Raw genomic sequence first — 14425 nt, 5'->3', positions numbered from 1 at the left:
TCGTTATGAAAACCGTTCACTCTGCGTCCTACGAGATTCTTCGCGAGCAAGGCCTGACCACCATCTTCGGCAACCCCGGCTCCAACGAGTTGCCATTCCTCAAGGGGTTTCCCAAGGACTTCCGCTACATTCTCGGCCTGCATGAGGGCGCGGTGGTCGGCATGGCCGACGGTTTCGCCCTGGCCACTGGCAAGCCGACCTTCGTCAACCTGCATGCCGCAGCCGGTACCGGCAACGGCATGGGCGCGCTGACAAACGCCTGGTACTCGCATAGCCCTCTGGTGATCACTGCCGGCCAGCAGGTGCGCTCGATGGTCGGTGTGGAAGCGATGCTGGCCAATGTCGATGCCGCGCAGTTGCCCAAGCCCCTGGTCAAGTGGAGTCATGAGCCGGCCTCGGCCCAGGACGTACCGCGCACCCTGAGCCAGGCGATCCATATGGCCAGCCTGGCGCCACGCGGGCCGGTATATGTGTCAATCCCCTATGACGACTGGGCCTGCGCGGCGCCAGCGGGTGTGGAGCATCTGTCGCGGCGCCAGGTGACCAACGCCGGCCAGCCTTCGACAGCGCAACTGCAGGCGCTGGCCGAGCGGATATCGGCAGCGCGCAACCCGGTGCTGGTGCTCGGCCCGGATGTCGACAGTAGTGGCAGCAATGACCTGTCGGTGCAACTGGCGGAAAAACTGCGCATGCCGGCCTGGGTCGCGCCATCCGCTTCGCGCTGCCCCTTTCCCACCCGTCACCGGTGCTTCCGTGGCGTGTTGCCGGCGGCCATCGCCGGGATCAGCCGCTGCCTGGCCGGGCACGACCTGATCCTGGTAGTCGGCGCACCGGTGTTCCGTTACCACCAATACGCCCCAGGTGATTATCTGCCGGCTGATTGTGAACTGGTGCACCTGACCTGCGACCCGGGCGAAGCGGCGCGGGCTCCCATGGGTGATGCGCTGGTGTGCGATATCCCCCTGACCCTCCAGGCCCTGGTCGACATGCTGCCTCAGAGCGGACGGCCGCTGCCGAACGGCTTACCGTTGCCGGCGCCGGCACGTGAGGAGGGTGGCCTGCTAAGCCCGGAAACCGTGTTCGACCTGATCAACCAACTGGCGCCAAGGGACGCGATCTACGTCAAGGAATCCACCTCCACTGTCAGTGCGTTCTGGCAGCGGGTGGCGATGAGCGAGCCCGGTAGCTACTTCTTTCCCGCCGCCGGCGGTTTGGGCTTTGGCTTGCCGGCCGCGGTCGGCGTGCAACTGGCGACCCCCGGGCGACGGGTGGTGGCAATCATCGGCGACGGCTCGGCCAACTACGGCATCACCGCGCTCTGGACTGCTGCCCAGTACGGCATTCCGGTGGTGTTCATTATTCTCAAGAACGGCACCTACGGCGCACTGCGCTGGTTCGCCAATGTGCTAGAGGTCAGCGATGCGCCGGGGCTGGACGTTCCTGGCCTGGACTTCTGCGCCATCGCCCAGGGCTACGGAGTGCATGCACAACATGCGGCGACCGGCACCGAGTTCGCCGCAGCCTTCAGTGCAGCTCTGGTTGGCAATCGCCCAGTACTGATCGAGGTCCCGACCTTGACGATTGAGCCCTGAGTTTCCCAGCGCCGGGCTAAGCCCCAGCATTGCCAAACGCGCCTTGTGTGCACACCACAACAATAAAAAGAGGTGGCTATGAACACGACTTCGGTCAGTGACGTGATGGAGGTGACGCCCCAGCGGTCGAGTTCGGTGGCCGGCAGTGCCGACATCGGCACTTTGCTCGATGATGGGCCCTATACAGGGATGCAGAAGATCGTGGTGCTGCTGGCTGCGCTGTCCATCGTGATGGATGGCTTCGACGGCCAGCTCATCGGTTTCGCCATACCATTGATGATCAAGGAGTGGGGAATCACCCGTGAGGCCTTTGCTCCCGCAGTGGCGGCCGGGCTGATCGGCATGGGTATCGGCAGCGCCTGCGCGGGTCTGTTCGCCGATCGTTTCGGCCGGCGCATGGCGGTCATCACCAGCGTGATCCTTTTCGGCACAGCGACCTGTGCCATCGGCCTGTCACCGGATGCACTGAGCGTGGCGGTGCTACGGTTTATCGCCGGGCTGGGTATCGGTGGTGCCCTACCCAGCGCCACCACCATGACGGCTGAGTTCACCCCGGCACGCCGGCGTACCCTGGCGGTTACCGCGACCATCGTCTGTGTACCGCTGGGCGGTATGCTGGCGGGGTTGTTCGCCTCTCATATATTGCCGCTGTACGGTTGGCGCCCGTTGTTCTTCATCGGCGGCAGCCTGCCCATTGTGCTGGGCTTGTTGCTACTGGCGACCTTGCCGGAGTCACCGCGCTTCCTGGCACGCCGGCCTCAACGCTGGGGTGAGTTGACCTCACTGCTGAAGCGTATGGGCCGGCCCATGCCCGAGGGCGTGCATTACACCGATATGCTGGAACAGAAGAGCGAGCAGCAAGGCGGCTTTCGCAGCTTGTTCGCCCCAGGCTACGGGCGCGATACGGTGGCTGTCTGGGTGGCGTTCTTCATGTGTTTAACCGCCGTCTATAGTGCCTTTAGTTGGTTGCCGACCATGCTCATGGCCGAAGGTTTGCCGTTGGCGCTGGCGAGTTTCGGCCTCACCGCCTACAACCTGGGCGGAGTGATCGGCGCTCTGGTCTGCGCGCTGGCCATAACGCGCTGGGGATCGTTCTGGCCGCTGCTGATCTGTTGCGCAGGTGGCGCGGTCAGTACCTTTGCGATGCAGGCCGTGGATATAGGCCAGAACACCAACCTGCTGATCTTCGGTTTTGGCGTGCATGGCCTGTTCGTCAACGCTGTGCAGTCCACACTCTATGCGTTGTGTGCGTTCATTTATCCCACCGCCGTGCGCGCCACTGGTACTGCATCGGCCCTGGCCTTCGGACGCATGGGGGCGATTCTCAGCGCCTTTGTCGGCGCCACGGTGATCACCCAAGGTGGCACCCATGGTTATCTGACGCTACTGGGAACGGTAATGCTGCTGGCGCTGGTCGCCCTGATGTTGGTGCGTCGCCATATTCCCCGGCGTGTACCGGAAAATTCATGAACCCGGCCCTACAAAAAGAACCTTGCCGATGAGTTCTCACAGCCATAAGGAAATTCGATGAACATCACCATTCTGGGGGCGGGCGCCATGGGCTCGCTGTTCGGCGGCCTGCTGGCGGAGAGCGGGCAGACGGTCACGCTACTGGACATCAACGACACGCACCTGGAGGCGATCCGCCTCCAGGGTCTGCGCTTGGAAACCGACAGCGACGACCGGCGCGTCGGCGGACTGATCGCCTGCCGTGCGGAGCAGGTAACAGGGCAGCCTGATCTGTTGCTGGTCTTCACCAAAGCCCAACACACCGACAATGCGCTGCGCAGTATTGCCGGCCATATCGGCAAGCACACGTGGGTACTGACCCTGCAGAACGGCCTGGGCAACGCCGAAGCACTGTGCCGTCATGTCGCCCCGGAGCGGGTGATAATCGGTATGACCACCTGGCCCGCCGACATGGCCGGGCCCGGCCATGTTCGCTCCCACGGCCAAGGCGTTATTCGGATTTTGTCCCTGGATGGCATCGAGCGCCAGGCAAGTACCCAGATTGCCGCCGTGCTGGAGGCGGCGGGACTGCAATGCAGGACAGACACACAGGTCTGGAGCTCGATCTGGGAGAAAGTGGCCTTCAACGCGGCTTTGAACAGTCTGTGCGCTGTGACCGGCTGCACGGTGGGGCAACTGGATGCCGCGCCGCAAGGCGTGCCGCTGGCTCGGGCCATCGTACAGGAGGTGCTTAGCGTCGCGCAGGCGGTGGGCGTCGCGACGGATACGCAGCGTTGCTTGGACAGCGTGGCGCATGCCATCGCCCACCACCGGGCGCACAAGCCGTCCATGTTGCAAGACGTGCTGGCCGGGCGGCCCACGGAGATCGGTGCCATCAATGGCGAGGTCCTGGCACGGGCGCGCCAGGCCGGCATCGCCGTACCGTACACCGAAACCCTGCTAGGACTGCTGCGTCTGATCGAGGCGCGGTCGGCGGTAGGCTGAAAGCCAGAACATCTGCCGCGCCTGTATACGTTCGTCCAGACAATATCGATTTGTGAACGCTGTTTCTTGAGGAGCCTTGTCATGAGTGAGTCTACTGCTGGTTACACCGATCTGCATTTGCAATACATCGCCGGGGAGTGGCGCGCCGGCGCTGCCGGTAAAATCCTGGCGGTGAGCAACCCGTTCGATGGTCAACTGTTGCTGGAAATCTCCCAGGCCAATCGCCTGGACCTGGATGCCGCCTATGCCCAAGCTGCTGCAGTGCAGCCACAATGGGCGGCACTCGGGCCATCGGCGCGGGCAGCAGTGCTGCATCGGGTGGTGGCGGTATTCGACCGGCGCCGCGAGGAAATCATCGAATGGATCATTCGTGAGTCCGGCAGCACCCGGCTCAAGGCGCAATTGGAATGGGGCGCGGCGCGGGCCATTGCCCTGGAATCGGCATCGTTCCCCGCGCGAGTCCACGGGCGAATTATCGAGTCCGATGTGCCTGGCAAGGAAAGCCGTGTCTATCGTAGTGCCCTAGGGGTGGTCGGGGTTATTAGCCCGTGGAACTTCCCACTGCACCTGACCCAGCGCTCCATCGCCCCGGCGCTGGCCTTGGGCAACGCGGTGGTGGTCAAACCGGCCAGTGATACGCCCGTGTGCGGCGGCCTGCTGCTAGCGAAGATTTTCGAGGAAGCTGGCCTGCCGGCTGGTGTGCTCAGTGTGGTGGTGGGCGCGGGCAGCGAGATCGGCGATGCCTTTGTTGAGCATCCGGTGCCCTCGCTGATCACCTTCACCGGTTCCACCCCGGTGGGTCGCGGTATCGGTAGGATCGCCAGCGGTGGTGCGCACCTCAAGCATGTGGCCCTTGAGCTAGGCGGCAACAGCCCGTTTGTGGTCTTGGCCGACGCCGAGCTCGAACAAGCGGTGAGCGCGGCGGTATTCGGCAAGTTCCTGCATCAAGGGCAGATATGCATGGCGGTCAACCGGATCATCGTCGACAACAGCCTCTACGACGCCTTCGCCGAGCGCTTCGTAGAACGGGTCAAGGGGCTCAAGGTCGGTGATCCGCAATTGATCGAAACAGTCATCGGCCCGGTCATCAATGAACGGCAACTACAAGGCCTGAGAGAAAAGATCGAATTGGCCCGAAGTGAAGGCGCTGAACCGCTCTACGAGGGTGGTGCCCAGGGCAATCTGCTGGCACCCCATGTCTATGGCGAAGTCACGGTCGACATGGACCTGGCTCGCAACGAAATCTTCGGCCCGCTGGTGGGCCTACTTCGCGCCCGGGACGAGGCCCATGCTCTGGAGCTTGCCAATGCCAGCGAGTTCGGCTTATCCAGCGCGGTGTTCACTCGTAGTCTGGAACGTGGAGTGAACTTCGCTCGACAGATTCGTGCCGGCATGACTCATATCAACGACATCCCGGTGAACGACGAGGCCAACGCGCCCTTCGGTGGCGAAAAAAACTCGGGGCTCGGCCGCTTCAACGGCGACTGGGCGATCGATGAGTTCACCCGCGATCACTGGATTAGCCTGCAGCACTCGGCGCGTCGCTATCCCTTCTGATAGATATCGTCTTTGGTACGTCGAGACCAGTCCTGAGCATCACGCTTGGTGTGGAAGGTTTTAGCCACAGTTGGCCAGCCAGTTTTGCGAATCAGAGCCTTCTAGGTACCGGAAGGAGTTTTGACGAGAGCTGCCATGAGAGGGACCTCCTAGGCGGCTGGCGAACTAGCACTGTACCTGTGGTGAGCCGCCCAGAAACGCGAAAGCCGCGCATTGCGCGGCTTTGGAGTTGGTGGGCCCACACGGACTTGAACCGTGGACCAAAGGATTATGAGTCCTCTGCTCTGACCAACTGAGCTATAGGCCCTTAACAGGTCGCGGATTATAACGATGGTTTCTCCACTGTGCCATCCGAAAAATCCTCAATGCGCATACGAAGGAAGGTCTCGGCAAACAGCGCCGGAGGCATAGGCAAGCTGACGATGTAGCCTTGCATCTGCTCACAGCCTTCGGCGGCGAGGAAGGCTTGTTGCGCTGGGTTTTCCACGCCTTCGGCGATGATGGTGAATTGCATGCTGTGGCCCAGGGCGATGATGGCGCGCACGATTGCGGCGTCGTGGGGGTCGTCGGGCAGGCCGCGTACGAAGGACTGGTCGATCTTCAGGAAGTCCAGCGGCAGGCGCTTAAGGTAGCTGAGGGACGAATACCCGGTGCCGAAGTCATCAATCGCCAGTTGGACGCCCAGGCGTTTGAGTTGGTGCAGAACCTCCAGCGCTTCTTCGGCCTGGCTCATGATGAAGTTCTCGGTAATCTCCAATTGCAGGCATCCCGGCTCCAGGTGGTAATCGCGCAGCAGCTGTTCGATGCGCCCCAGCAGGTTGGGATGACGCAGTTGTGCGCCGGCCAGGTTTACCGAGAGTGGGCCGAAGTCCTCGAAGATGTCTTTCCACGCATGCATTTGGCGGCAGGCTTGTTCCAGCACCCAATCACCGATTTGCAAGATCGTACCGTTCTCTTCGGCCAGTGCAATGAAGTGCTCGGGAGGCACGTCGCCGAAGGTGGGGTGGTGCCAGCGAATCAGGGCCTCAGCGCCGATCAGCTCTTGCGTCCTGAGGCTCAGCTTAGGCTGGTAATACAAGCTCAGTTCGTTGCGCTCAATGGCTCGGCGCAGCTCGTGCTCCAGTGCCACACGCTCGTTGGCTTGGGCGGTAAGGTCGCGGGTATAGCTCTCGACCCGGTTGCGGCCTTTGGCCTTGGAGCGGTACATCGCAGCATCGGCGTTTTTTACCAGAGTGGCGACATCAGTACCGTCCTGCGGGTACAAGTTGGTACCAATGCTGGCACTGATAAAGAACTCGTGCTCCCCGGCCTGGAACGGCGGCGTGAAACAGGCAAGCAGTTTGTTGGCCAGATGCTCGGCATCGCTGGCTTGTTGCAGGCCGGGCAGCAGGATGATGAACTCGTCACCGCCCAGCCGCGCCACGGTGTCGATATCGCGCAGTTGCTCCTTGAGGCGTACGGCGATGTCTTTTAGCAGCAGGTCGCCGATGGGGTGGCCGAGGCTATCGTTGATGTGTTTGAAACGGTCCAGGTCGAGGAACAGAACCGCGCCCTGATTGCCAGTGCCCTGTTGGTTGTTGAGCGCTGCCTGCAACCGGTTTTCAAACAGCGTACGGTTAGGCAGGCCGGTCAGCGGATCGTGGTGTGCCTGGTAATCGAGGCGTGCCTGGGCGTGCTTGAGGCTGGAAATATCGGCAAACACCGCGACAAAGTGCGTGATCAGTTGCTCATGGTTGCGCACAGCACTGATGGTCAGCCAGCTGGGGTACAGCTCGCCATTCTTGCGGCGATTGGAAATCTCGCCTTGCCAGTGACCCTGGGCGGTCAACTGATGCCACATGGCTGCATAGAACGCGCTGTCGTGCAGCCCAGAGGCGAGCAGGCGTGGGGTGTGCCCCAGGGCTTCGGCTTCGCTGTAGCCGGTGATCTCGCTGAAAGCACGGTTTACGGCGCTGATGTTCTGATGGATGTCAGTGATCAATACGCCTTCTGCGGTACTTTCGAACACGGTAGCGGCAAGTTGCAGTTTCTCCTGCATCTGTTGGCGTTCGGTGATGTCGCGGGCGATGGTCAGCATGCAGTCTTCATCGCCGATGGGCAGTGGGCGACTGGACACTTCGCACAGGCGAATCAGGCCGTCGGCGCGGCGGATGTGGCAGATGAAGTCGCGGACAAACCCGTCGCGCTGCATCAGTTCCAGCATGTGCTTGCGCTCGTTGAGGTCGACCCAGATGCCCAGGTCCAGGGTCGATTGGTCGAGCGATGTGGCGCTGGTGAAGCCGGTCAGGTGGCTGAAACCCTCGTTCACTTCAATCAACAGGCCATCGCGTTGACGACTCAACAGCAAGCCGTCCGGGGAGGCATGGAACGCCTTGGCGAATTTCTCCTCGGAGGTTTGCAGGCGCTGTTGGGTTTCCTTGAGTTGGGTGATGTCACGTACCACCACTACCAGTGCTGCGGTGGTGTCGAGTTGGAATGGCTCGGCTGAGATCAGCCCGGTAAATGCCTGGCCATTGCTACGTAAGAAGGGCATCTCCAGATTGCGAATGCTGGTGGTCTGTACCCGTTGCAGCAGGTCGGGGCCGACGCCTTGAATGCCCCAGATATTCAGTTCGGTGGCGGTTTTGCCCACGGCTTCTTCGGCTGTAAGGCCAATCTGGTCCTCGAACGCCTTGTTGACCTCCAGCAGGCAGCCATCGGACATCCGGGCGATCACCAGCATGTCAGGGCATTGCTGAAACACTGAGGCAAACTTTTGTTCGGACAGTTGCAGTGCTTCTTCGGTGCGCTTGGCCTCGCTGATGTCGATCATCAGGCCGCGCAGCACTGGCTCATGGCCATGTTCGATCAGGCTGACAATGTCGCGCACCCACAGGCAGCGGCCGTCGGCGGTGATCACGCGATAGTCCACACTGTGATCGCGGTTGGCGCGGGTTTCGCGGTAGCAATAGGCTTCGGCGCGTGTCAGGTCGGCAGGGTGGACGATGTTGCGCCAGAAGCCTGGAATCAGCCAGTGGGCGCGGGGATAACCCAGCAGGTCTTCGGCATGGGGTGACACGTAGCTATACGTGAAGTCGGCGATGCTGGCTTCCCAGGCAATGGCCGACAGGCTTTCGACCAGGCCGCGATAATGGTACTCGCTGCTGCGCAGTTCCTGTTCCAGGGCGACTCGGCGGGAAATTTCCGAACTGAGCCGACGATTGATCCGAATCACGATGGCCAGCACGGTGCTCAGCAGCAATACGGCGGGGAGGCCGTACATCAGCAAGTCGGCCCAGAATGTGCGGTGGTCGGTGACGCTGCCTACCCAGTGTTGCTGGATGGCGTCGGTTTCATTGGGGCTTAGGTCGGCGAGCACCTTGTCCAGAATACCCACCAGTATTTTTTCATCCCGCGGTACGCCCATCGCCAGTTGATAACGGTAGGGCGTTTCACCGCTGACGTATAAGCCATCCAGCTTGAGTTGGCGCAGGCTCCAGACGCTGGACGCCAGATCGCCGACCACCGCATCCACCTCGTCGGTGGCCAGGGCCTGTAGGGTCGAGCTGACGTTGGGCATGGCCACCAGATTGAGGTCGGGGTGGTGGGTGCGCAGTAGTTCATGGGGGGCATAGTTTTCTACCACGGCAATCTTCAGCCCGTAGAGGTCCTTGAGGTCACGTGGTTTCGCACCGCCCTCATGGGCAAGGATGACGATGGGGAAATCAAGATAAGGGCGCGTGAACGCCATGTAGCTTTGCCGCTCTGGGGTGGACATGATGCCGGGCAGCAGGTCGAGCTGGTTGTTTTTTGCCTGTTCGAGCACGGCGGTCCAGTTTGCAGGCTCAATCAGTTTGATCCGCACACCCAGGCGGTCCTGGATCAGGCGCACATAGTCGGCAGCCAGTCCCTGGTAGCGACCATTTTCGTCGCGGTATTCGAAGGGTGGCCAAGAGGCATCCACGCCCAGGCGCAACTCCTGATGGTCCGCCAGCCAGCTACGCTCATCATCAGAAAGAGTCAACGCGCCAGCCGTTGCGGTCCAGGTCAGCAGCGACAGCAGTAACACGGTCGGCAGTCTGGGCATAACGGTCTCGTTATGGCACGGGGAATGTTTCGAGTGTAGACGGGCATTGCGGGGGAGGGGGGCTGCAGAGTGTTTTATCTGTAGAAAGCAAAACCCCCGGCCTGGGCCGGGGGTTCTGGTATCACTCGTCGAGGAAGGAGCGCAGATGCTCGCTTCGCGTGGGGTGGCGCAACTTGCGCAGCGCCTTGGCCTCGATCTGACGGATCCGCTCGCGGGTTACGTCAAACTGCTTACCGACTTCCTCAAGGGTGTGGTCGGTATTCATGTCGATGCCGAAACGCATGCGCAGTACCTTGGCTTCACGGGCAGTGAGGCCGGACAGTACGTCGCGAGTCGCTTCTTTAAGGCTCTCAACGGTGGCGACATCGATTGGCGACTGCATGGTCGAGTCTTCGATGAAGTCACCCAGATGGGAGTCTTCGTCATCACCAATCGGCGTTTCCATGGAGATCGGCTCTTTAGCGATCTTCAATACCTTGCGGATTTTATCCTCAGGCATTTCCATGCGTTCGCCCAGCTCTTCCGGGGTCGGTTCGCGACCCATTTCCTGCAACATCTGCCGGGAAATACGGTTGAGCTTGTTGATGGTCTCGATCATGTGCACCGGAATACGGATGGTGCGGGCCTGGTCGGCGATCGAGCGAGTGATCGCCTGACGAATCCACCAGGTGGCATAAGTCGAGAACTTGTAGCCGCGACGGTATTCGAACTTGTCCACCGCCTTCATCAGGCCGATGTTGCCTTCCTGGATCAGATCGAGGAACTGCAGGCCACGGTTGGTGTACTTCTTGGCGATGGAGATCACCAGACGCAAGTTCGCTTCAACCATCTCTTTCTTCGCGCGGCGGGCCTTGGCCTCACCGATCGACATGCGACGGTTGATGTCCTTGATTTCAGCAATCGTCAGACCGGTTTCGGTCTCAAGCGCGGTCAGCTTCTGCTGGCAACGGATGATGTCCGACTGCAGGCGACCAATGGCTTCGGCGTATTTTGCCTTGCCTTTGGCCAGTGCGTCGGTCCAGCTTTCGTCAACTTCGTTGCCTGGGAACTGGCGCAGGAAGTCGGCGCGCGGCATACGTGCATCACGTACGCACAGCTGCATGATTGCGCGTTCTTGAGCACGCAGGCGCTCAAGGGCGCTGCGAACACGTTCAACCAGGCCTTCGAACTGCTTCGGCACCAGCTTGATCGGCATGAACAGCTCAGCCAGGGCCACCAGCTCGGCAATCGCCTGCTTGTTGGCGCGACCGTGCTTCTTCAGGGCCTTGCGGGTGATTTCCATTTGATCGGAAACCGCACCAAAACGCTGGGCTGCAATGATCGGGTCTGGACCGCTTTCGACTTCATCTTCGTCGTCGCCGCTGCTTTCAGCGTCATCGTCATCGGAGTCGTCGTCCGCTTTCGCAGCCTTGGCATCGACAGGCGGCGGCACTTCGGCGGCAGGCGGCGCAATGCCGTCGTCCGGGTCGATATAACCGCTCAGAACGTCGGACAGGCGGCCACCTTCGGTGGTAACGCGGTTGTACTCGGAGAGAATATGGTCAACCGTGCCAGGGAAGTGCGCGATTGCGCCCATCACTTCACGGATACCCTCTTCGATACGCTTGGCGATTTCAATTTCGCCTTCGCGTGTCAGCAGCTCGACGGTACCCATTTCACGCATATACATGCGCACAGGGTCGGTGGTACGACCGATATCGGTCTCCACAGCAGCCAGCGCGGCAGCAGCTTCTTCAGCGGCAGCCTCGTCGGTATCGGCGTCCGCCAGCATAAGGGAATCCTTATCTGGCGCAGCTTCGAATACGTTGATCCCCATGTCGTTAATCATGCGGATGATGTCTTCCACCTGCTCTGGATCTGAAATATCCTCAGGCAGGTGGTCGTTGACCTCCGCGTAAGTCAGGTAACCCTGCTCACGACCAAGAACGATCAACTCTTTGATACGAGACTGCTGTTGCGCTTTTCCGGACATAACACCCTATCCACTGAAGGTCTTGGCGGGCAAAAAACAAGCCGAGGATTATACCCGAGCTATGACCTCACACGCCAGCTGAGGTCGGGTTTGATGCGGAAACATTCTGTTTTAAGAGGTCGCGCATCTGTTTTGCTATCTGAATTTGCTCTTCAGCCGACAAACCCGGCTGCCTTGCTTTCTTGATGAGTTCATCGAGGGTCTGCGTGTGCTGACCCGCAGATAACCTAGTAATGGTGTCTAAAAACTGTTGTTCAAGGTTGTCGCCGTCAATTAGCCACTCCTTTTCCGCAAGCGCTTTGAGCAGGCGACCCTGTTCGGTGCCATGCCAACGGGCCATCAACTGAATTGAGTTTAGCTTAGGATTTTTCTGGACCGCCTCGATCAAGGCGATCAGTACCTGAGCATAGCTGTTGCTTTCGTTGGCAAAGTGGTCGGCGCTCTCGACCTTTCCCGCCAGCTGCGGGTGGTGAATGAGCGTGCGCAGCGCAATGAGCGTCGGCGCTTCTACGGCGACGGGGGTTCGCGGGGCGTAAGCCTCATCGCGATCGCCGCGTTTGCCATTCTTGCTCCAGGGTTTCTTTTCCCATTTCTTACCGTCGGCGCCAGACTTTTTCGGTGTCCACTCCTGCTGGGGCGCGTAGGCCTCCTGCGGTTGATGGAAGTCGGAATAGTCCGGCATGGCGTCGTAATCCATGCCCGGATCATAGGCTGGCGGCGCGTCCTGCGGCGCGCTGTGCACCAGTTGGCTGACGGCTTCGCCGCTCAATCCGGTGATTTCCAGCAGGCGCATGCGCATCAGGGATTTCAGGTTGGCGCCTGGCACTTTGTCGATCAGCGGTGCGGCGAGGGTGGCCATGTGGGCCTTGCCTTCGAGGGAGCGCGGGTCGGCTTCTTCGGTCAGTTGCTGGAAGAAATAGTCTGCCAGCGGCTGTGCATGTTGATTGATGCGCGCGCGGAATGCGTCGGTGCCTTCGGAGCGCACCAGGGTGTCCGGGTCTTCGCCTTCGGGCAGAAACAAAAAGCGCGCGCGGCGCCCGTCCTGCAGGCTCGACAGCGTGGCTTCGAGCGCGCGCCAGGCGGCATTGCGGCCAGCCTGGTCGCCGTCGAAGCAGAACAAAACGCTGGGCACCACGCGAAACAGGCGTTTCATGTGTTCTTCGCTGGTGGCTGTGCCCAAGGTCGCCACCGCATTGCGCAGGCCTTGCTGGGCAAGGGCAATGACATCCATATAGCCTTCAACCACGATGATTTCATCGAGGTTGCGGTTGTTCTTGCGCGCCTCAAACAGGCCGTAAAGCTCTTGGCCTTTGTGGAATACCGGGGTTTCCGGAGAGTTCAGGTACTTGGGCTTGTCGTCCCCCAGTACGCGGCCACCAAAGGCAATGATCCGGCCTCGGCTGTCGCGGATCGGAAACATCACGCGATCGCGGAAGCGGTCATAGCGCTTGCCGGTCTCGGCGTTTTCCACCAGCAGCCCGGCGTCGATCATGGCCTTTTGCTGAAGAGTGTCGCTGCTCAGGTGTTTGTACAAATTGTCCCAGCCGGGCGGGGCGAACCCCAGGCCAAAGTCGCGGGCGATCTCACCGGTGAGGCCGCGGCCCTTGAGGTAATCGACGGCGGCCTTGCGTTGCGGATGGCTTTTGAGTGCCTGACGATAGAAGTCGGCAGCAGCGGTCAGCAGCGGATACAGCGGCGAATCGGTGGGTTGGCGTGGCTTATGCGGGCGGCCACTTTCTTCCCGGGGGATTTCCATGCCGGCGGCTTTCGCCAGTTCCTCGACGGCCTGGGGGAAGTCCAGGTTGTCGTGGTCCATGATGAAACCGAGGGCATTGCCACCCGCGCCGCAGCCGAAGCAGTAGTAGAACTGCTTGTCGGGGCTGACGCTGAACGACGGGGTCTTTTCTTTGTGAAACGGGCAGCAGGCGGTGTAGTTTTTACCGGCCTTCTTCATTTGCAGGCGCGAGCTGACAACATCGACGATGTCGGTGCGGTTCAGAAGGTCGTCAATAAAGCTCTGGGGAATCAGCCCGGCCATGGCGTTCTCGTCATCACTGCGTGTCAATGAAGCCCGCGAAGTGCTCGGGCACGCAAATTGTGCGGCTCGACCAGCTGTCGTCTATTGGGCTGTCAGGAAGTGTATCTGCCGAGCATTCACTGATGTTAATTTCTATCAGTCTTCGGCTTGGAAATGTTGCCCGAGTTTCCGGTCTTGGCCCATGGAAGGCCTCGGAAGATGAGCGCAGCCGATACAGTTGATCGTCTGTTAAAAAATAAGTGTGCTCGTCAGTAGCCTTGTTAGGCTCGTCAGAAGAGACGTGCACCGCTGGCAGAAGAGCCAGTCCTGACGTGTGAAACAATGTCTCGGTCGCGTGTGCGGCGTCAACAGTGAAGCATCAAGCGATATCCGCAAATGCCATTAGCCCGGCTGAGGGCCGGGCTTGGCAGAAGCTTGCTACGAACGTCTGTGTATTAGTACAGACGAACGGCGCGGCGCTGTTCGCGCTGAACTTTCTTGGCGTGACGCTTAACAGCGGCTGCTGCTTTGCGCTTACGCTCAGAAGTTGGCTTCTCGTAAAATTCGCGGCTACGAACTTCAGCCAGTACACCGGCTTTTTCGCAGGAGCGCTTGAAACGACGCAGAGCTACGTCGAAGGGTTCGTTCTCTTTAACTTTGACGGCTGGCATCCAGAGCTACCTTCTTTCATTACCGGGATCAACGTTCTCGTCGCAAAAAATTCGCGGCTGAGGTCGTCGGTTTTTAAGGGTTGCGGATGTTAACCC

At 60.4% G+C, this 14425-nt stretch carries 8 protein-coding genes, 1 tRNA gene and 1 pseudogene; 4 read left to right on the top strand and 6 right to left on the bottom strand.

What is annotated here, in order from left to right; translation table 11 throughout:
• Window positions 1-5 precede the first annotated feature (5 nt).
• From mdlC to AC07V4_RS22190, 4 genes are all read left to right on the top strand, one after another.
• A complete protein-coding gene (mdlC, locus tag AC07V4_RS22205; protein WP_492634847.1) occupies window positions 6-1592 on the top strand; it encodes a benzoylformate decarboxylase in 1587 nt (528 codons plus the stop codon).
• A gap of 78 nt (window positions 1593-1670) precedes the next feature.
• Complete coding sequence (locus AC07V4_RS22200) at window positions 1671-3062, top strand: MFS transporter (protein ID WP_492634846.1); 1392 nt, start codon at window positions 1671-1673, stop codon at window positions 3060-3062.
• 57 nt (window positions 3063-3119) lie between these two features.
• Window positions 3120-4046 carry a ketopantoate reductase family protein gene (locus AC07V4_RS22195; protein ID WP_492634845.1) on the top strand — a complete coding sequence of 309 codons (927 nt, stop codon included), beginning with the start codon at window positions 3120-3122 and terminating at the stop codon, window positions 4044-4046.
• Window positions 4047-4127: 81 nt separating this feature from the next.
• Window positions 4128-5603, top strand: coding sequence for an aldehyde dehydrogenase family protein (locus AC07V4_RS22190; RefSeq protein WP_492634844.1), 1476 nt, complete (start codon window positions 4128-4130; stop codon window positions 5601-5603).
• Between the two features lie 2 nt (window positions 5604-5605).
• On the opposite strand, the pseudogene AC07V4_RS22185 reads toward AC07V4_RS22190, so the two are convergent.
• The 6 genes and pseudogenes from AC07V4_RS22185 to rpsU all read right to left on the bottom strand — a co-directional run.
• Window positions 5606-5698 (bottom strand): annotated as a pseudogene (locus AC07V4_RS22185) (integrase); the annotation flags it as partial.
• 135 nt (window positions 5699-5833) lie between these two features.
• A tRNA-Ile gene (locus AC07V4_RS22180) sits at window positions 5834-5910 on the bottom strand.
• Between the two features lie 15 nt (window positions 5911-5925).
• Complete coding sequence (locus tag AC07V4_RS22175; protein ID WP_492634843.1) at window positions 5926-9669, bottom strand: EAL domain-containing protein; 3744 nt, start codon at window positions 9667-9669, stop codon at window positions 5926-5928.
• Between the two features lie 121 nt (window positions 9670-9790).
• A complete protein-coding gene (gene rpoD / locus AC07V4_RS22170) occupies window positions 9791-11641 on the bottom strand; it encodes an RNA polymerase sigma factor RpoD (RefSeq protein ID WP_492634842.1) in 1851 nt (616 codons plus the stop codon).
• Window positions 11642-11708: 67 nt separating this feature from the next.
• Window positions 11709-13679: a DNA primase gene (gene dnaG / locus AC07V4_RS22165; RefSeq protein WP_431753650.1), complete on the bottom strand. Its 1971-nt coding sequence runs from the start codon at window positions 13677-13679 to the stop codon at window positions 11709-11711.
• Window positions 13680-14113: 434 nt separating this feature from the next.
• Window positions 14114-14329 (bottom strand): 30S ribosomal protein S21, encoded by a 216-nt coding sequence (gene rpsU, locus AC07V4_RS22160; protein ID WP_002551877.1) that lies wholly within the window; start codon window positions 14327-14329, stop codon window positions 14114-14116.
• Window positions 14330-14425 lie beyond the last annotated feature (96 nt).

The sequence above is a fragment of the Pseudomonas sp. GW821-FHT03A09 genome (assembly GCF_059421065.1).
This window is presented reverse-complemented; position numbering and strand designations above follow the sequence as displayed.